General features: G+C 52.7%; 15 protein-coding genes. 6 read left to right on the forward strand and 9 right to left on the reverse strand.

The features are described 5' to 3' along the window. Positions 1-4 precede the first annotated feature (4 nt). Genes IEY24_RS06315 through IEY24_RS06325 form a run of 3 tightly spaced genes read right to left on the reverse strand, consistent with a single transcriptional unit; the run spans position 5 to position 4,098 of the window. Positions 5-1,855: a MutS-related protein gene (locus tag IEY24_RS06315; RefSeq protein ID WP_188929733.1), complete on the reverse strand. Its 1,851-nt coding sequence runs from the start codon at positions 1,853-1,855 to the stop codon at positions 5-7. A gap of 23 nt (positions 1,856-1,878) precedes the next feature. Next, entirely contained in the window at positions 1,879-2,355 is a 477-nt protein-coding gene (locus IEY24_RS06320) for a DUF1440 domain-containing protein (RefSeq protein WP_188929735.1), read from the reverse strand. Positions 2,356-2,385: 30 nt separating this feature from the next. Then, positions 2,386-4,098, reverse strand: a complete 1,713-nt coding sequence (locus IEY24_RS06325; protein ID WP_188929737.1) for a tetratricopeptide repeat protein — start codon at positions 4,096-4,098, stop codon at positions 2,386-2,388. Between the two features lie 171 nt (positions 4,099-4,269). On the opposite strand from IEY24_RS06325, the gene IEY24_RS06330 reads away from it, so the two are divergent. After that, positions 4,270-6,930 (forward strand): PAS domain-containing protein, encoded by a 2,661-nt coding sequence (locus IEY24_RS06330; protein ID WP_188929739.1) that lies wholly within the window; start codon positions 4,270-4,272, stop codon positions 6,928-6,930. Here IEY24_RS06330 and IEY24_RS06335 read toward each other — a convergent pair. Together IEY24_RS06335 and IEY24_RS06340 are read right to left on the reverse strand one after the other, a co-directional pair. Beyond that, positions 6,927-7,523, reverse strand: coding sequence for a hypothetical protein (locus IEY24_RS06335; protein WP_188929741.1), 597 nt, complete (start codon positions 7,521-7,523; stop codon positions 6,927-6,929). The two genes, IEY24_RS06330 and IEY24_RS06335, sit on opposite strands and share 4 nt — an antisense overlap. A 5-nt stretch (positions 7,524-7,528) precedes the next feature. Further along, positions 7,529-8,335, reverse strand: a complete 807-nt coding sequence (locus tag IEY24_RS06340) for a metallophosphoesterase family protein (RefSeq protein ID WP_229221498.1) — start codon at positions 8,333-8,335, stop codon at positions 7,529-7,531. 102 nt (positions 8,336-8,437) lie between these two features. On the opposite strand from IEY24_RS06340, the gene IEY24_RS06345 reads away from it, so the two are divergent. The 4 genes from IEY24_RS06345 (at position 8,438) to IEY24_RS06360 (ending at position 15,164) form a co-directional block, all read left to right on the forward strand. Next, positions 8,438-8,959: a hypothetical protein gene (locus tag IEY24_RS06345; RefSeq protein ID WP_229221500.1), complete on the forward strand. Its 522-nt coding sequence runs from the start codon at positions 8,438-8,440 to the stop codon at positions 8,957-8,959. A 213-nt stretch (positions 8,960-9,172) separates the two neighbouring features. Next, entirely contained in the window at positions 9,173-9,538 is a 366-nt protein-coding gene (locus IEY24_RS06350) for a hypothetical protein (protein ID WP_229221502.1), read from the forward strand. Between the two features lie 91 nt (positions 9,539-9,629). Beyond that, positions 9,630-13,991, forward strand: a complete 4,362-nt coding sequence (locus IEY24_RS06355) for a CusA/CzcA family heavy metal efflux RND transporter (protein WP_188929743.1) — start codon at positions 9,630-9,632, stop codon at positions 13,989-13,991. 6 nt (positions 13,992-13,997) lie between these two features. Then, a complete protein-coding gene (locus tag IEY24_RS06360) occupies positions 13,998-15,164 on the forward strand; it encodes an efflux RND transporter periplasmic adaptor subunit (RefSeq protein ID WP_188929745.1) in 1,167 nt (388 codons plus the stop codon). Between the two features lie 136 nt (positions 15,165-15,300). On the opposite strand, the gene IEY24_RS06365 is transcribed toward IEY24_RS06360, so the two are convergent. Continuing rightward, complete coding sequence (locus IEY24_RS06365) at positions 15,301-16,860, reverse strand: sulfatase (protein WP_229221512.1); 1,560 nt, start codon at positions 16,858-16,860, stop codon at positions 15,301-15,303. Between the two features lie 238 nt (positions 16,861-17,098). Here IEY24_RS06365 and IEY24_RS06370 point away from each other — a divergent pair, with 238 nt between their 5' ends. Then, positions 17,099-17,488, forward strand: coding sequence for a hypothetical protein (locus IEY24_RS06370; RefSeq protein WP_188929747.1), 390 nt, complete (start codon positions 17,099-17,101; stop codon positions 17,486-17,488). Positions 17,489-17,510: 22 nt separating this feature from the next. Here the strand turns inward: IEY24_RS06370 and IEY24_RS06375 are convergent, their stop codons facing one another. From IEY24_RS06375 to IEY24_RS06385, 3 genes are read right to left on the reverse strand one after another with little or no spacing between them, the layout of a single operon-like run. After that, positions 17,511-17,693 (reverse strand): hypothetical protein, encoded by a 183-nt coding sequence (locus IEY24_RS06375; protein ID WP_188929748.1) that lies wholly within the window; start codon positions 17,691-17,693, stop codon positions 17,511-17,513. 16 nt (positions 17,694-17,709) lie between these two features. Further along, positions 17,710-18,510 (reverse strand): DUF4397 domain-containing protein, encoded by an 801-nt coding sequence (locus IEY24_RS06380; protein ID WP_188929750.1) that lies wholly within the window; start codon positions 18,508-18,510, stop codon positions 17,710-17,712. Positions 18,511-18,514: 4 nt separating this feature from the next. After that, a complete protein-coding gene (locus IEY24_RS06385; RefSeq protein ID WP_229221514.1) occupies positions 18,515-21,262 on the reverse strand; it encodes a TonB-dependent receptor in 2,748 nt (915 codons plus the stop codon). Positions 21,263-21,292: the final 30 nt, after the last annotated feature.

Consider the following 21,292-nt stretch of genomic DNA (forward strand, 5'->3'; position numbering starts at 1 on the left):
CGATTTAAGCCGGGTGAATATCGGAAAGAATACGTATCCCGCTTCTCTTCATGAGTTCGCTGGCATTAAAATCGGTACATATTCCCGGTGTAAGCTGGTAATCGAATGAAATCTGACCATCGCTGATGACGCTGTTGAAGCTGAAATTGTTGATCGCAAGGTCTTTGGTGAGCTTGGCCAGGTCGAGATCGTGGGTCGAGATCATCCCAAACGCATTAAGCTCGCTGAGCTGGCGGATAAGCGACACGCCGCCGCGGAAACGATCCTGCGAGTTGGTACCTTTAAACATCTCGTCAAGCAGGAAGAAAATCGGTTCGCCCTCGCCCACGAGCGTCAGCAACTGCTCGATACGTTGCAGTTCCGCATAGAACGACGACACCGATTCTTCGAGGTTATCCTGCGTGCGCATACTCGTGAATATGCGCAGGAGCGAGACCCTCGCGTGCGACGCGCAACAGGGCGCACCCATGGATGCGAGCACGAGGTTGACGCCCACAGTTCTCAGAAATGTGCTTTTGCCAGCCATATTGGAGCCGGTGATCATCGTGGTGGCACCACGTCCATTCATGGTAAAGTCGTTACTAACCCGTTTTTGAGGCTTTAACAAGGGGTGTCCAACTTTCTTAAAATCAATTAAATAGGGTTCGCCGGTGATTTCAGGAAAAGTATATCCGGGGTTTGCATGGGCGAATCCGGCAATGCTGGCGAGCGCCTCCAGTTCACTGACCGCCGCGATCCAGGAGCGGATGTGCTGATGATTTCTTGATTTCCAGTCTTCCGTGTTCAAGATCAGGTGAACGTCGATGAGCCACAGGTTATTGATCATGCCGTAAAAAGCATTCTTGCCGATGGTATTGCGCGTACCCTTTTGCTGGAACATTTCCAGTGTTTTTTTCAATCCGCCGATTTCGGCTGCGGCCGGGTTGCCTGCCTGAGTGAGAATGTCGCGCAGTTCTTTCAGTTTTTCGGCGTCAAATGGTTGTTTTTCAACTGTTTTAATAAGCGATTGGTAAGCACCGAGAATCCCGATGTTCCGTTGTGTGCTAAGTATAATGTCCTCGGCTGCATGGCTGAATTTACGCAGGTAAACGGAATTGATGATCAGGGTAAGTGCCAGAGGCAATAGATGAATGCCGGAAAGGTCGCGGAGATGAAATAGGAAATAGTACAGGAAGTAGGCCAATGCGGCGCTGGAAACCGCGGCTAGCGACAGGCTGATTGTAAGCAGTCTTTTTCGTGATGGCATGAACTGCGGCTGCTGCTCGACCCACTTCAAAAGCAACTGGTAGTCGCTGTTGGTGGTTTCAAATTGCATGCCGGAGACCTGGAACTCCTGTCGCCAGTCGAGCTTGGGCGCGAGTTCGCGCACGGCCTGCTGGCGGGCGGCAATAGTTTGGCGGTCGGCCGGAGCTGTGAGCCAGTGTGCCAAAAGCCGGGCGCCCGATTCGGTGGTTGTCCTGTTGAGTAGCTGATACAGCGAGTGGTGTCCGAGCACGTCGAGATCGGCGGCGTAATCGTGGTTACGGTCCAGGAATTCGCTGCCGGTTGGAAATGCGGACAGGTTATTGCTGATCCGCAGCAGTTCAGCTTCATTGATTTGTATTAAAAAATCAGCCTGCTTTTTCCCGGCGGCGATGCGGTTGTATTTTCTTAATGTTAAAACAAACAATACAGCTCCGGTAATGGCGGTACCCAAAACGGGAATAATCCAGCCGCTGGCAGCGAATAGCATGATCAGGATGCCGGTTATCAGAAATATGGCCAGTCGTGTGTAGGAAAGGCTGTTGAGCTCTGGCACGAAACTGGCGGCCGACGTTTTATATCCGAGAACTTTGTCTTGATATATTTCTTTCATTTAAAATCAATTCAGTGGGCTGGTCATCGCCGGCGCGGTGCAGCTATAATGTAAGCAATCGGTATCCCCACTGCCACAATCACGATCGCGATGCCCAGTATTGCGGCGCCAGGATCGGGAAGGGGCATGCCTTTGAATACGGTTGGCAGCACACCGAGGTTCATGACGAGCCAGATGAAAATACCGTAGAGAATGCCGCTGATGAGTTTACGCCGATGCAGAAAGGCCAGGTGAGGGTAAATAAGGTAATAGAATACGGAAAAAATAAAGGCGATCAGGAAATGCAGTAGCAAACCTGAAATGATCATCGGCGTGCCGCCCGAGTAGGCGGCTTTGCCGAAAATACCGCTGGCAATTGACATGAGTATGCGCGCCGGACTGGTTTTCTCCAAAATAACCGCATACACCAGAAAAGCCGCGAGGATATCCAGCGTGCCGGCTACCAAAGAGGCGGATAAGATGGTATTCCGGCCCGATCTGCCGATTTTTGAAACACGCATAACAATCCTGGATAAAGTTGAACAGCGCTTTTATTTTATAAAGACAGAGCCGGCCGGAATCTGCTCGGCTTTGGCGAATGCGCGTTCATATTTTGTCTTAATACCCTTCAATTGCTTTGTTTTGCGCTGTGCTTTAAGGCTTTGTGAAAGGCCAACCAGCGACCAGCCATTCGATGGGTTGAAAATCAGGTCCTCCCGGTAAACCTTTTCGGCCAGGGCAGGTTTGCCCGATTTGAGCAGGTAAGCCCCAAGGAACTGGCGGGCGGGGAGGGGCCAGTCTTTGGGCTCGGTGTAAATAAGCTTGTCTTCCAGTCTGACGGCTTCCTCCAATGCTGCAAAGCCTTTGGCACGTTCGTTCCGTGAAATGGCCACTACGCCTTCGAGCACGTTTTGTGCTATGGCCGCTATTTCCGCCGGCGAGTTGAAGGGGATTCTTCGTTTTGTTAAAACAGCGTCCTGAGCTTTTATTTTAAGCGATTCGAGCCGTGCGGCTGCCGAATCGGGACGGCCGGTGTTGGCGAATGCAATGCCTTTGGCAAAATCGGAGAGCAGGCTTGCATAGACCCATTTCGGGTCGGGTGTCAGCGAGTCGGTAAGGATCTGCTGCCATTTCCCCATCCTTACTTGTGCCATCACGGGAAGCATGTAAAGATATTGGTCGTAGGTAGTTTCAGGCTTGGGTGCCACGCTCTGGCGGCAGCGACGGGCGTAGCGCATCGCGTCCTTATACATGCCTGCGGTAAGGGCGCAGTAGGTTTGCACGGCGAAATAATGGGGTGAATGCTTGGCGAGCGACAGGTTTTTAGCGAGCATATCATAATTCAGCAACGCATCGTCGGCGAGGTTGTTCACCTCTACGCCCTCCGCGTATAGCCCATTGCGCTCATATTCGTGGCTGGCCATGTGCACCATGTGTGCCACGCCGGGAAGGAGGTCACGCAACGCCTCTGCGCTCGCAAGGGCCACTTCGGGACGCTTGGATGCCTCGGTAAGGTGAATGTGGTAATGCAGGGCCGCGGGATGTTTAGGGGCCGCTTTCAGGGCTTTCTCGCATAACGCTACCAGTTCCGGCGTCCAGGGCTTGGCGGTGCCATCCTTTTTCCAGAAATCCCAGGCATGCATCAGCATTTGGGAGTCGATATAGAGCAGTTTGAACTCGTTTTCGTCGGGATGATCAGCTACGAGTTTTTTCATCTTGTCGGAATAGGCCTGGTTGAGCTCCGCACGCCGGGAATCGGTAGGGTCGTCGGAATAGCGGGCATTCATGGCGTCAATCAACAGCTTTTCCTTATCCGTTGCGTGGGCGGTAAGGCTGTTCATTTTCACAAGAGCCTGGGCCACTTCGGCGGGTTTGGTATACATATGCGCAGCATTATAATATGGGCCCATCGAGAGCGCCTGGCCCCAGAATGCCATCGCATTGGTAGAATCGATCCGCCCCGCCTCGCGGAAAGACGCAACGGCTTCCTTAAAATGATAACCATAATACATATTTAGCCCCTGGTTGAAGTAAAACTGCGAACTGTCGGAGCTGGTCGAAACTTTATACGAAAAATCGCCCCAGCCGGGAAGGGCCACAACGTATTTGCCGTTGAGCAGAGGTGCCTGGAGGTTCTGGTAAGTAGGCCCGCACACGGCGATTTCTCCGGAGGCCGGGGAAAGCCCTGTTTCAGGCGATTGGCGTTCGAATGCAACAATGCCTGTCAGCAACGACAGGGCAGCGATAGGTAGAATGGTTTTCATGGGGAAATTTAAGGCTTCAACCCCAATATAGTAATTAAATTGCCTTATTTGGTCGAAAATATCTTTAAATTGTAGGAATGATAGGGGCTGAGGGACTGGGAAAATCTGTGTCAACGTGTATAAGCTATCGTTAGGGAAACTGTGCATCGGGCCATTTTGGCCGAAATCGATATGATCGACAATTATCTGAGTCAGGTATTCAAGTTTGTACCCGCGCCAAGCCTGGTGCTGCTGCCCGATGTTCCGAAATTTACGATCGTCGAAGTGAACGATGCCTATCTCGAACTGGTGCACATGACCCGTGGTGATTTGATCGGAAAGGGTTTTTTTGAAGCGTTTCCCAACAATCCGTACAACCGCGTACCGCCCTGGAACAACCTGCTCGAAAAGCTGGCCGCCGACGGCTTGCCCAACCAATCGCCCGTCGCCAAGCATATTTTTCCCTGGAATCGCGGTGGGCATAACGATACCAAATACCTCATATCGACCAACACACCGGTACGGAACGATAACGGCGAGCTTGCCTATATTCTCCGCACTGTCACGGATGTGACCGAAGTAACCTTGGCAAGGCAAACGCACAGCCCCTTCACATCCGAAAAATTTTTGAGCGAAACACTCCAAATCGCGCGGATAGGCAGCTGGGAGGCCGATTTAATCAACGAAGTGATCAACTGGTCGGATGTGGTGAAGGAAATCCACGAAGTGCCAGCCGATTATGAGCCTGGTTTCATGACAGCGATGGAATTTTACCGCACGGGCGAGCACCGCGATGCATTTATGCAAGCGGTGCAGGAGACAATCGTCAGTGGGAAGCTCTTTGATCTTGAATTAATCATCGACACCCGGCGAGGCCGGGAGAAGTGGGTGCGTGTTACCGGAAAGGCAGAGGTGATAGAAGGAATTTGCACACGCATTTACGGCGTCATACAGGATATCCATGGCCGAAAGCTCGTAGAGCAGAAGCTCGTCCAGTCGCACAGGCAGTTCGAATCGCTGGTTCAGACAGTCGACGGGATCGTATGGGAAGCGGATGCCGACACTTTTGAATTCATTTTTATCAGTGACCAGGTTCGTAATATCCTGGGTTACACGCCAGAAGAATGGCTGGCTGACCCGGATTTCTGGCAAAATCATATTCATTTCGACGATCGCGAGCAGGCAGTCGGCTATTGCCAGCAGGAAACGCGGGGCCTCCGCAACCATACTTTCGACTACCGCATGTGGAAGGCCGATGGCAGCCTGGTATGGATCAAGGATGTGGTCTCGGTGATCCGCGAGGATAACAAGGCAGTAGTGTTGAGAGGGCTGATGGTCGACGTCACGGAAGCGAAGCGTCTGGAAAGTCTCGAACATCTCGAAAAGGTCGTCTTGGAAATGAACTCGTTCAAGGACTCTCCGCTAAGCAGCGTACTCGACACGTACGTAAGAGGGGTGGAGGCCATGTTTCCGCATTCCAAATGTTCTTTGCTGGGGGTCAAAGACAAAAAACTTTATAGCCTGGCGGCCCCTTCGCTGCCAGTTGAGTACGTTGAAGCCATTAATGGACGGGAAATCGGGGAGAATGCAGGCTCGTGCGGGACGGCAGCTTTCCTGAAACATCAGGTGATCGTAAGCGATATCGCCACCGACCTGCGCTGGGAAAATTACCGGCAGCTGGCACTGCCGCATAACCTGCTGGCCTGCTGGTCATACCCCATCGTTCTGGACGAGGAAGTGGTGGCGACTTTTGCCGTATATTACGACCGAATTGCTGTTCCCGGCGAAGACGAGTTGAAAGTAATTGAGCGCATCGCATCGATTTTAAAAGTGATATTTGAAAACAGGCGAAATTCTGAGCTTGTGAAGGACGTCAACGAGCGCTACGAATATGTGAACATGGCCACCAACGACGCCATTTACGATTGGGACCTTGTGGACGACCATATAGAATGGGGAGATGGCTTTTTCAGGCTTTTCGGTATTGAAACGGAAATGGCACAATATCCACTGTCGCGCTGGGCAGAGCGGGTGCATTCTGCCGACCGCGAATCGGTCGCCAATAGCCTCGAAGCGCAACTTGCCGACCCGCAACAGCATAAGTGGAGCATCGATTACCGGTTTTTGAAAACCGACGGGCAATATGCTTATGTGGAGGAGATCGGCTACATCCGGCGCAACCGGTTGGGGAAGGCCGTTCGCATGATCGGCGTTTTAAGGGATGTTACCAAGGCTCGTCAGGAGCAGCACGAGCTTAAACTCCTCGTGTCGGTAATTACCAACACCAATGACGCCGTACTGATCGCCGAGTCCGACCCGCACGATATTTCGGGGTTAAAAATATTGTATGTAAATGCGGCATTTACGCGTATTACGGGGCATTTGCCTGAGGAAGTGGTAGGCAAGAGCCCGGCATTGCTGAAAGGTTTCAGCCCCGCCCGCAATGACTTTGATAAGCTGCAAGACGCCATCTATAACCTCGAACCGCTCAAAGGTACCACGCTGCGTTACGTCCGCGAGGGCGAGGAATTCTTTATAAGCCTCGCGCTGTTGCCCGTAACGGATGCACGCGGTGTGCATACACACTGGATTGCGATCGGCCACGATGTGACCGACCGCCTGCGGTACATTGGCGAGATTGAGGAGCGGAACCATAAATTACAGGAGATCGCCTGGATGCAGTCGCACGTCATACGCGCCCCGCTCGCGAGGCTGATGGGCCTGATAGACCTGATCCGCAATTATCAGCATTCTGACACCGAGAAAACCGAGCTGCTCGATCACGTACTTACATCGGCACACGCCCTGGATGAGATTATTCGCGACATTTCCTCGAAAACCGAGCGCATTTAATTGAAACCGAGTTTTACACCCAGCGAGAGGCTCACGATGTCGTGCAGTTTGAGGAAGCTTTTGTTTTGTACATAACTGATAATCAGAAGGTCATAAGTCCCTAGCTCGTAGTACACTTCGAGAGACCTCCTCCGGTTATTCATGACTACATTTCGGCCTGCTTTGCCTCCAAGGTAAGCACCCGGCCGGAACGACGTCGCCCACCAGTAATAACCTGCCGGGTAGTAGGAAGGCCATTTGGTATCGAACTGCGGGCCGAAAGTGTAGCTCAGATATGCCCCGATCAAAAAAGGCCGGATATAGTAGTCGTTTTTTAATCCGATGCGCCACGGCGAATAGGTCGTTTTGAGGGTGGTTGTGACCAGCGCGTCTCCACCGTACTTTTGAGGTAAAAACCCGAAAAGTAAATCGGTTTCCAATGTCTGGTTTCGAGAGACATAGCCCGGCCCGCCGGAAAGGAAGCCGATATTGCCGGCGAACTGTAATTTCAGGTGATCGGGCAGATACCAGCTGCGGCGGTGCCTGAGGCCCACTTCCTGCGCCAGCGAATGGAAGGTGATGAATAGGAGTAGAGGTAGCAGATACTTTTTCATGGCTTTCAGAATTCGACCCGTTCAACATTATAACCGCCTTTCCAGGTCGAGATAACCATATAACCACGTGCGCCCATGGAGGTGGTGAGGTGATAATTTACACCGTCGTCGTAGAATTGCCCTTCATAGAATCGGTGCTGATGGCCATAGAGCGTGAACTTCACGGTAGGGTCGCTGGCTAGGGCATCCGTGTACGGTTTTTCAAGGTTTTTGTCAAAATCGGCGTCGAAAGGCGGCACGTGTCCGACAACGATCGTGTTCCTTTTGTCCGGGTTGTCGGCGAGCTGTGCTTTCAGCCAGGAAATATCAGGTACCGAGCCGTCGAATGCATACTCGCGCGAATTGGTATTAATGAAAATGAATCTGTCATGGCCGAAGCCGAAGGAGTAGTTAAGCGGGCCGAACATCTTGCGGTAAGTTGCCGAGCCGTTGGCTACAATGTCGTGATTACCAATCACTGTCACATAGGGATATTTCAGCCGCGTCATGATCTCGTTCACCCATTTGAACTCCTGCGTAAGTCCGAAATCGGAAATGTCGCCTGCGTGCAGCACAAAAGAAATGTCCTTTTGCTGGTTGGCGCTCCGTACGAATTCCTCGCATTCGTCATACCACCGCTGCGAGTCGCCCATCAGAATAAAGCGCGTCGTGTCGGAAACAGGTAGGCGGCTGATTTTTTCGATGTTCCTGGCGGTAAGATTCTTGTCTTTGTCTAAAAGGGTTTCCTCGTTGGGATTGTACTGGAATAGATCGTCACAGGAAGTGAGCATCAGAACCAGGCCGAGACCGGCCCAGCGTGTAAAATGTTTCAAGTTTGTCGATGATTTGATGAATAAGAGTGATTCCACGCAAACGCGCTACTGATTAACTCCGAAAACCATTGTTTGATTCCTCCGGTAACATTATATTTAACCATGCGTTCAGGCACGGTTTTTGCGCAGGAAGTATACGATCATTTATTTAAATACATTACCATTATGAAAATCAGGGACATAGTAGGAGCATTGGGATTTTTGCTGATTTCGTTGTCAGTATCTGCCCAGGTGGTGTCCAAAGACTCTATCAACATGCTAAAAGACCAGAAGCAGGTAATCGAAGTCAGCAAGCGGCTGAACGAACGAAAGCTTGAACTGGCTAAACTGGAAAATCAGGTACCTCAAAAGACCGAAGAAGTGGCAAGTACCGCTGAAAACGCCCGGAAATCTGCCGAAGAGAATAAAAAAGCAGCGGAGAAACTTGGCGACAACCCACAGGACAAAAAAGATGCGAGGAGAGCAAGCAAAAGTGCCGGATCGGCCCACCGCGACGCCAAAAGGGCGCGCCGGGCTGTGCAGAATCTTGACAAACTGAACAGGAATATCGAATCGCTCAAAAAGAAGATCGCCGACGACGAATCCAAACTCGCTTCCTTGCAGGGCGCGGGCAGCGGCAAGTAAAGATGTGACCGGGCTTGAAGAAATTTGTACTTTTTAATTGCAATACGAGGTTGTGTTAATTGTCACCCGGAGCGGAGTCGAAGTGAAATGCGTGATGCAAATGCCCTTCGATTCCGCTCAGGGTGACAATTTTAAGCAATATTGCTATTTTTAGAACGTTTTCCGGTTGACTTTAACGATCCCGTCAGTTACTTTTACCACGTGAGATGGCTATTGCGAAATATCATTTTATTTATAGTTATCCTGGACACTACCTCGCTGTGTCAGGTGTACAAGGTGCCTTTGCTGCTCAAACATTTCGCCGAGCACCAGTCGCTCAACCACGAAATCACTTTCACCGACTTCCTTTCCATGCATTACCTCGGAAAGGACCTCAACGATAACGACGACGATAAGGACATGCAGTTGCCATTCAAGAAGGTGGAAGCGCATATGTCCGGCTTCATTTTCGTTCCTCACACGCCGGTTTTTACATTTAAAAGGGAATACCTGCCCGTCAAAGCCGAATACGGCCCCGCCGTACCGCAGGTCGCTTACAGCACCGTGCTAGGCTCACTCTTCCGCCCGCCGAAGGCATAATACACCAGATAACGGGCTCATCATGCCCGAATGTTCGCGCATGCCGCCTGTGTGGCCTTGCGCGTATCCGTGTATTTATTTTTCGACCAATATGCTGAACAAAATCATCAGGTTCTCCGTGGGGAACAAGCTGGTGATCGGGATATTCATGTTGCTGTGGGTTGTCTGCGGTAGCTATGAACTTACCCGGTTGCCCATCGATGCCGTGCCCGACATCACCAATAACCAGGTACAGATTATCACAACGGCGCCGTCGCTCGGTACCGAAGACGTGGAGCGGCTCATCACGTTCCCGATCGAGCAGGCCACGGCTAATATTCCAGGCCTGAAAGAAAGCCGCAGTATGTCACGCTTCGGCCTCTCGCTGGTTTCAATCGTTTTCGACGACGACTCCGATATCTACTGGGCACGCCAGCAGGTAACTGAGCGGCTTTCGCAGGTGGATATGCCCGAAACCGCCGGAAAACCGGGGCTTGCACCCGTTACGACGGGCCTCGGCGAGATTTATCAATATGTAGTAAAGCCCAAAAAGGGTTTCGAGCAAAAGTTTTCGCTCTCCGACCTCCGTACGACGCAGGATTGGCTCATCCGCAGGCAGTTACTTGGCACACCCGGCGTCGCCGACGTTTCGACGTTCGGGGGTGAGTTGAAGCAATATGAAGTGGCCGTCGACCCCTCGGGCCTGAAAGCAATGGGGCTGACCATCGGCGACGTACTTACCGCATTAAGCCGAAACAACCAGAACACCGGCGGAGCCTACATCGAAAAGGGCCCGATGGTGCTCTATATCCGCAGCCTCGGGCTTGCCGGGTCGATCGAGGATATCAACCACATTGTCGTTGCCAACCGCGGGGGCGTGCCGGTGCTCGTAAGCCACGTGGCGAAGGTACGCTTTGCGCCTGCGATCCGCTACGGGGCGCTCACGATGGCCGGGTATGGTGAGGTAGCCGGAGGCATTGTGATGATGCTCAAAGGTGGAAACTCTTCGGAAGTGATCGGAAATGTGAAGGCGAGGGTCGTGGAAATCAGTAAGACTTTGCCAGAAGGCCTTGAAATAGAGCCATTTCTCGACCGTACCAAAATGGTGAACAACGCTATCGGTACCGTAGAGCACAACTTGCTCGAAGGCGCGGTCATCGTCGTAATCGTACTCGTATTGTTTTTGGGGAATCTGAGAGCCGGGTTTATTGTCGCGTCGGTGATCCCCTTATCGATGCTTTTTGCGGTGGCGATGATGAACCTGTTTGGTGTGAGCGGCAATCTGATGAGTCTGGGGGCGCTGGATTTCGGACTGATAGTGGATGGCGCGGTGATCATCGTCGAGGCGATTCTGCACCATTTGCATACTTCCAAAAAATACGCGGCAACAGGCCTGCTTACACAGCGGGAGATGAATCAAGAGGTGTCGGGTTCTGCCAGCCGGATGATGAACGCAGCCGTTTTCGGGCAGATCATCATTCTCATCGTGTACCTGCCCATTCTGTCACTGTCGGGCATAGAGGGCAAGATGTTCAAGCCCATGGCACAGACCGTCGCATTCGCGATCCTGGGTGCATTCATTTTGTCTCTTACTTATGTGCCCATGATCAGTTCGCTGCTGATCAGCAAGCGTATCGGCCATGAGGCCAACTGGTCGGACAGGGTCATGCAGAAGATCGAACGCGACTACGAACGGGTGCTTGCGCGGGCATTGCGCTTCAAGCGTGTGCTGGTTGCCGGCGCATTTGTACTCTTCGGCGGGGCGGTGTGGCTTTTCAGTCAAATGGGAGGAGAGTTTATCCCGCAGCTCGAAGAAGGTGATTTCGCTACCGAGACGCGACTTTTGGTGGGTACCAATCTTACCACAACAATCGATGCGATAAACCGCATTTCCGAGCGCCTGAAAAACGATTATCCGGAAGTAATCAAGGTAGTGTCGCGCATCGGCAGTGCCGAAATCCCCACCGACCCGATGCCAATCGAGGGAGGGGATATGATCATCGTTTTGAAAGACAAATCGGAATGGACCCATGCTAAAAGTTTCCCCGAACTGGCTACAAAAATGGCCGCTACGGCCCAGGAGGTCGTTCCGGGCGTAACAACGGGCTTCCAGTACCCGGTGCAAATGCGTTTCAACGAGCTCATGACGGGCGCGAAACAGGATGTGGTGTGTAAAATATTCGGGGAAGACCTGGACAAACTTGCCGCTTATGCCGGTCAGATGGGTCAGATCGCCCGTGGTGTGGAAGGCACCGCCGACTGGTACGTGGAAGAAGTAACGGGTATGCCGCAGATTGTGGTCGATTTCAACCGGGCTGAAATCGCAAAGTATGGCTTGAATATCGACGAGATTAACAAAACCATTAATGCCGCATTCGCTGGTGCCGCCGCCGGGCAGATTTACGAAGGAGAAAAGCGCTTCGACCTCGTGGTACGTGTAGGCGCGGAAGGCCGCAAAAGCATTACCGATGTGCAAAATCTGTTGGTATCGACACCGGATGGCCTGCAAATACCGCTCAGCCAGGTAGCTGCCGTACGGGAGATCGAAGGCCCGAACCAGATCCAGCGCGAAAACACGCGGCGGCGTATTATTGTCGGTTTCAACGTCCGGGGCCGTGATGTACAATCGATCGTCGAGGAACTGCAAGGGAAAGTGGACTCCGAAATGAAGTTCGAGAGCGGCTACACCATTACTTACGGCGGTGCGTTCGAGAACCTGCAACAGGCCAAAGCACGCCTAGGGATTGCGGTGCCCGTGGCGCTCTTGCTCATTTTCATGATGCTGTATTTTACTTTTTCGTCCGTGAAGGACGGCGCGCTCATTTATACGGCCATCCCGCTGTCGGCGATCGGCGGCGTATTCGCGCTGGCAGCGCGCGGGATGCCGTTCAGCATTTCGGCGGGCGTCGGTTTCATCGCATTGTTCGGCGTGGCGGTATTGAACGGGATCGTGCTGATCTCGGAATTTAACAGGATTAAAAAAGAAGGACTGATCACCGACGCACTGCAACTCGTAATGACCGGCACCCGCAACCGCTTGCGCCCGGTACTGATGACGGCCGCCGTGGCATCGCTCGGTTTCCTGCCGATGGCGATCAGCAACGGGGCCGGAGCGGAAGTGCAGCGGCCGCTGGCCACGGTGGTGATAGGCGGGCTGGTGACGGCTACATTGCTCACACTGTTTGTGTTACCGGCTTTGTATTTATTGTTTAATTCAAAAAATAAACCGGAGACGAAGCAACGCAGTGTCGCCACTGTAATAGGCGTAATACTGCTATTTGCGAACGCCGCACATGGACAAACCAGGCCCGTGAGCCTGGAAGAAGCGGTACAAAAAGCATGGGTGCACAACCGGAACGTAAAAGGAAGCCGGCTGGGCGAACGGGCCGCGGAAACGTTGCGACGCAGCGCATTCGACATTGCCAAAACGGGTATTAGTGCGGACTATGGTAAATTCAACAGCCCGAATAACGACATGCGCATCGGCATCGTGCAAACGATCGCGTTCCCGTCTGTTTATACCAACCAGCGCAAGGCCCGCGAGGCGGATTACCTGGCAGCGCAAGCGTACACGCGGCTTACCGAGCAGGAAGTACGCACAGGCGTGAGGCAGGTCTTTTATCAATATGCGGTGTTGAAAGAGCGTGAGAAACTGCTGGTCTATGCCGACAGCATTTTTACCGGTTTTGAAAACAAATCAAACCTTCGTTTCGAACGCGGCGCATCTAACGTGCTCGAAAAAACGGCGGCCAGCTCGCAAAAACAGCAGATCGCCAACCAACTCAATCTGGTGCGGCACGACCTCGGTATAATCGTCGAACGCTTCAATTTCTGGTTGCAGGATTCATTGGCATATATCCCTGCATTCACTACGCCACGCATTCCGGTACAGAACCTGCCCGATACCATGACGGTAGCGTTGGATTTGCCCCAGATCGAGATCAGCAAACAACTGACGCAGTCGGCATACTTCCGCTATCGGACTGAAAAATCGAGAATGTTGCCTGAATTATCGGTGGCTTACAATAATCAGAGCCTCCGCGGGACTCAGCTGCTCAATGGCCGGGAAGTGAATCTGACCGCCAGCGACCGGTTCGGTTACTACGGGGTGGGAATCAATATCCCGATCTTTTTCAAAGCGTACAACGCGCAAATCGGCGCGGCCCGCATCGGTTGGCTACGCGCACAAAACGACGCCGAGCTTACCGAACACCAGGTGCGTTCTGATTTGCGGAATGCACAGGAGCAGGTCCGGAAGTTCGCCGAAAACCTCCGCTATTACGAACAGCAGGGTCTCCCTAATGCCGAAACGATAATCGCCGCAGCCGACCGCCAGTTTGTCGGCGGCGAAATCGATTACCTGCAATGGGTGATCCTCGCGGGGCAATCCATTGCCATTAAAATAGAATATGTGAATGCATTGGGCTCCTACAACGAAGCCGTCATCCAGTTACTCCACCTGAACAACCAATAAGGGATCATGAAAACCAACGTTTTAATATCTACCGTATTTTCGGTCTGCCTTTCGTGCAGTCCCAATAGGCAAGAGCAAGCCGGGGCGGCGACCAGTCAACCGGCCGCCAATACCCCTGCACAGACGGGGGCAGTCGTACGATTGGTGTCATTTAATCCCCAGCAGCTCCGCAACGTGGGTATTGAGGTCGGCAATCCAGCCTTGAAAGACATTTCCGGAACGCTCATGCTCCAGGGGAAGATCGACGTACCGCCTCAAAGCACCATCAGTCTCAGTTTTCCGCTGGGCGGCTATCTCAAATCGACGAAAATGTTGCCGGGTATGCGGGTCCGAAAGGGCCAGGTGCTGGCCGAATTGGAGGATATGCAGTTCATACAGCTCCAACAGGATTACCTGACCGCCCGCGCGAAGTTTGAGCTGGCCGGGAGTGAATATGTCCGTCAGAAAGACCTTAACCAGAGCAAAGCGGTGAGTGACAAGGCTTTCCAGCAAGCCAAAGCCGAAATGGAGACGCAGCGAATCCTGATGAATGCATTGGCACGGAAGCTGGAAGTGATCGGGATAGCGCCCACAAAACTGAACCCGGAAAATATTTCCAAGACAGTCCCAATCCTTTCGCCGATCGATGGTTTTGTTTCAAAAGTGAATGTGAATGTGGGCAAATATACATCGCCTACCGACATGCTTTTCGAACTGGTCGATCCGAAAGATATTCACCTGGCTTTGAACGTATTTGAGAGGGATCTGAGTGCACTATCGGTCGGTCAACGGGTCACCGCTTACGCCAACGCCGATCCTTCGAAAAAGTACACAGCCGAAATTATCCTGGTCGGAAAGAGCCTTACCGATGACAGAATGGCAGAGGTACATTGCCATTTCGACCAGTATAGCGCCGCGCTGGTGCCCGGAATGTTTATGAACGGCGAGGTTTCAGTAGCGGGCCAAAAGGGCCTCGCCGTACCCGAGGACGCCGTGGTGCGTTGGGAGAACAAGTCGTTTGTGTTCGTCGAACGCGAGCCGGGTAACTTTGAAATGGTTGAAATCGAGCCTGGAACGGTCAGGGACGGGTTTCAGCAGATCGGCGGTGCGGGCGTCCGCGCCGGATCGAAGGTCGTGGTCCGCAATGCCTATGCGCTTTTAATGAAGTTGAAGAATGCCGATGAAGAAGGATGATAACCGTTCGGTAAAAATTTGTATGACAATAGGTTGCGCAGGCATTATATTTTGACGTACGATAGGCGTACAGCTTATCGTACACGTTGAGTAAAGCGATTACACCTCTCGGGGCTTCCCGGGAGGTGTTTTGTTATTAAAGTGTTATCTCGTCGGGAAAAGGCACAGGTTTACCCGTTGCTTTGAAGGTGGGCCATTGTGCATTCCAGGCTTTGAGTTGCCGGGTAAGAAGGGCTGCCAATGCCTTTACTTTCGCCGGGTTGGAGGCCGCCAGGTCGTGCGTTTCGCCAATATCGTTGCGCAGATCGTACAGTTCGAGTTTCGCCTGGCGGTAGTCGTAGACGAGCTTCCAGTCGCCCTGCCGGAAAGCCGTCGCATAATGGATGTTCGGCCCTTCGGCCGCGATCCAGCGATTGGGGTGATGCCACACAAGCCCCCGCTGGTCGTCTCTGAATGCAGGATTTTTAAGCACGGGCAAAAATGACTTTCCGTCCACTTCTTGAATGGTTTTGGCATTCTTCACACCCGCAATGTCGAGAATGGTCGGGAAGAAATCTTCCACAATCACATATTGGTCGGCTACTGCACCGGCTCGGGCGACTTTGGGCCACCGCACGAGCATCGGCTCACGTATACCGCCTTCGTAAACAGAACCTTTGCCTGCTTTCAGCGGCAGGTTGTGCGTCCATGCTTTCCCGCCCCGTGCCGGAGTGGTGCTCAGCCCGCCGTTATCGGACATGAAAAGCACTACGGTATTGTCAGCAATCTTCTTATCGTCGAGGTATTTCAGTACATCTCCCAGGCTTTTGTCCATGCCTTCTATCAACGCCGCATATTTGGCTTCGGTGCTGTCCAAGCCCGATTGCAGGTATTTGTTCAAAAAACGGGGATCGGCTGTGAGCGGAATGTGAACAGCGTAATGGGCGAGATAAAGGAAAAACGGCTTCTTCTCGGCCACCGGCTTATCGATTGCTTTGAGGGCCTCGGTCGTGATTGCGTCACTCAGGAAAGTGTCTGTACCATGATAGGCTTCCAAACCGGGCACTGCATTGCGGTTTGGCTTTCCGTTGACCGGGCTGTCGTAATTGGCGCGGCCCGAATAGCTGGCCGGATGGCCGATAGAACTTCCGGCGATATTTACCTCAAATCCTGCATTTAGCGGATCGGAACCGGGCGTGCCCGCGGAACCGAAATGTGCTTTGCCGCTGTGGACGGTGTAATAGCCATTTTGGCGCAGCACCTCAGGCAATGCCGTAGCATGAAAAGTATGTTGTACGCCGGCAATCGGGCTGAAACCGTTGATGTTCCAATCGACGCTATTGAGCGTAGCGTCGGCGTAATCGGTATTCTTGTTTTGGTCGGGCGATGTCCAGTGCGTTACACGGGTATGCGCCGCATTCACGCCCGTGATCAGGCTCACACGTGTAGGGGTACACACGGGCATCGCGTAGGCGTTTGTGAACTTAATGCCCTCACGGGCGAGCCGTTCCATATTCGGCGTGTGGTAGCGACGGTTGAAATCGGTCGATTTGGTCCAGAACGGGACAGACGTATCCTGCCAGCCCATATCGTCGACCAGGAAAACAATGATATTGGGTTTGCTTGTTGATGTGGACTGCGCCAGAGTGGGGAAATTCAGGAAAAGCACGACTGGCATCATCGCATATCGCAGCCAGACTCTAAAACGGGTACTCATGTTCAATTAAGGCTTCGGATTAAGGAATAAGAATGGGGCAAGATCGGGAAATTCCCTGCGCAAAACCAATTTTTCACGTCATATGCGAAGTTTTGTAACCATAGCTTTGAAGATTGATGATTTTAACCTTACTTTGTCTATAAAATAAGTAGACTAATGATTCAGCATTCAACCACCTGTTGCTGGAATGGAATTTTTGGAGGCGAGGGACGTCAACTCCTGTTAACTGGAAACCGTCATGATATTAGAAAAGACATTTCATCTGAGCGTGGGCCGGGAGGCCAAGATTGTGGTTAGAGGTCAGGTGGCCCGCAACCGCAGCGAAATCATCATCGATTACGAATTTCTCATCCGCGAGAAGCACGACACCGGCTTTCGTGAACCGATCGGGCCTAACCACCCGCAGTACTGGAAGCTCAAAAAATCCACCCCTGAAAGGGCCCAACTGCTCCAACTGGAATACAGCGGCATCTCGCGCAAGCAAATCAAGGAAGCGACCCGCGAGTTCAAGCGCGCATTCGGACCGGGCTACACTTTCCGCTACCAAAACGAAATCGAAGAACGTACGAAATATCTAAAAGGCATTCGCGTGAGTGCGCTCAGTCGCCGGATGCTTTCTGTGGCGTAGCCCAGGGTAATTGCTGGTTCGTTTAACCTGTCATTTCATCGATTGTCTTCATACCGCGATCGCCGAACGGCATTGTGATGAGTTGTATACTTTTAACAAATCCGATTTCAGGAGAATTGCACAACTTTCGAAATTGAAGGTGATTGTTTTGGAATAACAAACAAACCACAAAAAGCCGCACCACCATCGGCAGTGCGGCTTTCATCTTGTCCAATCACCATTTACTTTACAGGATGTTCTATTACGCTTGTGCCGAAGGATGGCGCGGCATTGGCAAGGCCTCTTGTGAAGACCGTGTATATTTTGCCGTCTTCCAGTTGGAGGCTTACGGTTCCGACTTTGGTGCTGGTTGCGGCGTCGAGGTAGTCGGCGTTGAATGTTCCGGCGTCGACGGTTTCAAATGGGCCCAGCGACCAGGCGCTCAATGCTTCACCCGACAATGCCGAATTGGCGGCACGCCCGTAGGCTACCTGGTTGAAGAGCGTCTTGCCCTTTTGAACGACATTCAATGCGCCTGTTCCCGGCGAAAGGTTGATAAAGCGGAGCTTGGCCTTACCCGATGCCGGGGCTTTCAGGTCGTCATAAAAGAGGATCAGCGAATCGGCCTTGTTATTGGCGGTCCGCGCCGCTACTACCGTGTGGTAGAATGTCGCGATAGGGCCATTGGGACGTCCGGTAGCCGTGAATGTGGCCGAGTTGCCGAACTGGTAAGAAGCCTTGTAGCTCGTATTGCTGCCTTCGGTAAAGTTGATCTGCACGTTCCCGAAAACGGTCGGCACGTATTCCGACGCTTTGTTGATGGCTACGGGTGTGGGCGTTACTTTGTCGGTGAATGTCCAAAAAAAGAGACCGGCATCGATGGGGCGTGCATTGACAAAGCTGATATACGCACTCAACGGAGGCCGTTCGGCGGCGTCGATGTCGAGGTAACCGGTGTCTTTGCAGCCGGAAGCGAAGAAAATGGCCGCGATAATGCCGAGTAGCCGGAGAGCCGGGCCGGCCAGTTGCTGGAATGTTTTCATGGGATTAAAGTTTTGCGGTAACACGGATGAATGGCTGGATCCCGGCGCTGCCGTTCTGGATGCCGATAACAGATGGGTTATTTAATGCGCTTAATTTGGGGTCGGAATAGTCACCCAGCTCGTTGAAGAGGTTATTAATCCCCAATGTGGCCTGGATGGATTTTGTGAGTGCATACGCCACCGACACGTCTGCTACCCAGATCGGTTTGAGTTTTTGGTAGAAATAGTCCGGTTTGGGGAAAGTCGCATTCAATGCGGAGGCATTGGTAACCGAACCAAAGTATACGGCGCGTGCCAGGTAGGTAAGGCGGTTTTTCTTGAAAATGCCCTGTAAAGTGATTTTCTGACCGGGAATCTGTGACGTTACGCGCGCTTTTTCGCCGTCGTTAAAAATAATATAGCGGTAAGCTTCAAGTCCCTTGGGCGTATTCACCTTTCTCACCTCGTTTTTAACAAAATTCGCACCCAAGAGCAGGCTCAGTGTGCCGTTGCGAAAGGGCGTACGGTAGCTCCCTGTAATTTCCAGCCCCTTCGTACGCGTGCTGAACGAGTTATAGAAGAATTTGGCTTGCGTAGTGCCGGTTTGCACGAACAGTGTGCGTACCTCCGCAGGTAAATTGACATCGGTGGCCGAGAAGTTGCCCGTGTTGCCAACGCGGTTGTTGACATCTACGAGGTAAGCATCGGCCGTCAGCTCGAAGCTGCGGAATGGCTGGGATGTAAAACCAACGGCATATCCTTTCGATTTCTCCGGCGTGAGCGTGGGGATGCCTAACGCGCGGGTGGCGGCGCTCTGGTTGGAGGCGGTCACCTGGTCGATCGCGCGGCCCTGCTGGAAGCTGGTGGATGTTTCGGTGTAGTAGTATTGGGCCAGGTCGGGCGCACGGAAGCCGGTGTTATGCGATGCGCGGATGCCCAGCCAGTCGGTAATGCTGTACCGCGTAGCCACTTTGTAGGTAGTTACATTTTGGAGCTGCGAGAAGCTTTCGAGCCGCACAGCGCCGGATAGCAGCCATTTGCTGGTAATATTTGCCTCAATATCCGCATACCCTGCAAGGATCGAACGGTTTACGCTCACCTCGTTTTCGGGGCGGAAGCCGGCGTGGATCTGCGAACCCGGTGAAAGGCCGTTCAGGCCGATACTGCCTTCTTTGGTTTGGTAAACAATGCCCGCTGCCGTAGTGTCGAGGCCGTATATTGCGCGGAGGTCGGCTTTGGAATAGGAAGCTTCTTCGCCGGCAATGATCTGGTAGGTTTCCACCCGGTACTGCGCGCCGAACGCGACGTTAATGCCTTTCAGCGCTTTTGGAAAATAGCAACTGATATCGATGCTGCCCGTATTCTGGCTCGCATTGTAGCTGCCCGCGTCGAATGTGGTAGGTGTTTTCAAGCCGAGGCTGGCATTCAGAGAGTTGGTGATCACATTACCGAAATTGTTTTTACCATATATATTGGAAATATCGACGTCCCAGTCACGGATTTTGCCTTTGATGCCGACAGCGAAGGATTTATCGGTAATGATATTCTCCATCGCCGGGAGGAACCCGTCGGGGTAGAGGAAGGCGTTGTTGCGCTCGGTCCATCCTGGTAGCCGGTATACGGCGGTAAACTGCGAGTTGCGGTGACTAATGCCTCCGAATGCATAGATCTCGGCATTCTGGCGGATAGGAACTGCTGCATTGAAGAACAGCAACGCGTCTTTCGCCTTATTGGAACCGCCGCCGCGACGGTCGAAATGGTGGCGGTCGATACCTCGGGAGGCCAGAATGGCCTCGTCTATCTCTTTTGTATAGATAGCATCGTAGTTGCGTGTGTTGGCGCCGCCCCCATAAATCGGGCCGAGGTACAGGCCTGCGTTGTCGTTGCCGGGCAGGATCGAAATGGCTTGTGTCGCAAACTCAGCGGTTGTATTCAAATATCCACCGGTTTTACCCAATGCAAAACCGTAGTTTGCGTTGGTTCGGGTGGTAGTGCCGTCGCCCCGGCGGCGGGTGCTGGCGGTGGAGCTTAACGTGAGCTGATCGACGCTCTTGTTGAGCACGATGTTGATCACGCCTGCGATGGCATCGGAGCCGTATTGCGCCGCCGCACCATCGCGAAGGATCTCTACGCGTTCAATGGCGGCCGTTGGTATTGCATTGAGGTCGTAGCCCGTAGCCCCGTTGCCTAATCCGCCCCAGTTGATATTGGAGCTTTTATGCCGGCGTTTGCCGTTTACCAGCACGAGCAATTGGTCAACCCCCAATCCACGTAGCTGCGAAAGGTTCAATGCGGAGCCTGCATCGCCCGCATTGGTACCGTTTACAGAGTGAAAAGAGGGTGAGACATATTGCAAAAGCTGGGTGATGCTGACCTGGGGGGCCGATTCCTGCAAGGGTTTCAAATCAATAATGTCTACCGGGACCGGCGAGTCGATTTTAGTCCGGTTCGCGTTCCGCGAGCCTACCACCTGTACCTCGCCGAGCGTGTGTGTGCTGGCTAGCAGTGTTACATTGTATTCGTTGGAAGTGGTGATGGGCAACTCGTTCGCTTGGAAGCCAATAAAGGAAAACAGGAGCGTTTCGCCCTTCACGAGCGGCAGCGTAAAACGGCCATCGGTGTCGGTAATGGTACCCTGGCGGGTGTTTTTAACCGCTACATTCACGCCCGGGAGCGCGGCGCCGTCTTCTGCACGCACGACGCCAGTGAGCGTGCGTTGCTGGGCAAGCAGGGGAGTGGATATTAAAAGTATAAAAAGTAATAAATGTTTCATAAGTATTATTTGGAGTAAGAACTTGAAACC

This window comes from Dyadobacter endophyticus, from assembly GCF_014641595.1.
Lineage (GTDB): Bacteria > Bacteroidota > Bacteroidia > Cytophagales > Spirosomataceae > Dyadobacter > Dyadobacter endophyticus.

Coding starts and splice junctions, on each gene's coding strand:
- IEY24_RS06360 (WP_188929745.1), top strand. CDS start 13,998: ATGAAAACCAACGTTTTAATATCTACCGTATTTTCGGTCTGCCTTTCG.
- IEY24_RS06385 (WP_229221514.1), bottom strand. CDS start 21,262: ATGAAACATTTATTACTTTTTATACTTTTAATATCCACTCCCCTGCTT.
- IEY24_RS06380 (WP_188929750.1), bottom strand. CDS start 18,510: ATGAAAACATTCCAGCAACTGGCCGGCCCGGCTCTCCGGCTACTCGGC.
- IEY24_RS06365 (WP_229221512.1), bottom strand. CDS start 16,860: ATGAGTACCCGTTTTAGAGTCTGGCTGCGATATGCGATGATGCCAGTC.
- IEY24_RS06325 (WP_188929737.1), bottom strand. CDS start 4,098: ATGAAAACCATTCTACCTATCGCTGCCCTGTCGTTGCTGACAGGCATT.
- IEY24_RS06370 (WP_188929747.1), top strand. CDS start 17,099: ATGATATTAGAAAAGACATTTCATCTGAGCGTGGGCCGGGAGGCCAAG.
- IEY24_RS06320 (WP_188929735.1), bottom strand. CDS start 2,355: ATGCGTGTTTCAAAAATCGGCAGATCGGGCCGGAATACCATCTTATCC.
- IEY24_RS06330 (WP_188929739.1), top strand. CDS start 4,270: ATGATCGACAATTATCTGAGTCAGGTATTCAAGTTTGTACCCGCGCCA.
- IEY24_RS06345 (WP_229221500.1), top strand. CDS start 8,438: ATGCGTTCAGGCACGGTTTTTGCGCAGGAAGTATACGATCATTTATTT.
- IEY24_RS06315 (WP_188929733.1), bottom strand. CDS start 1,855: ATGAAAGAAATATATCAAGACAAAGTTCTCGGATATAAAACGTCGGCC.
- IEY24_RS06375 (WP_188929748.1), bottom strand. CDS start 17,693: ATGAAAGCCGCACTGCCGATGGTGGTGCGGCTTTTTGTGGTTTGTTTG.
- IEY24_RS06335 (WP_188929741.1), bottom strand. CDS start 7,523: ATGAAAAAGTATCTGCTACCTCTACTCCTATTCATCACCTTCCATTCG.
- IEY24_RS06355 (WP_188929743.1), top strand. CDS start 9,630: ATGCTGAACAAAATCATCAGGTTCTCCGTGGGGAACAAGCTGGTGATC.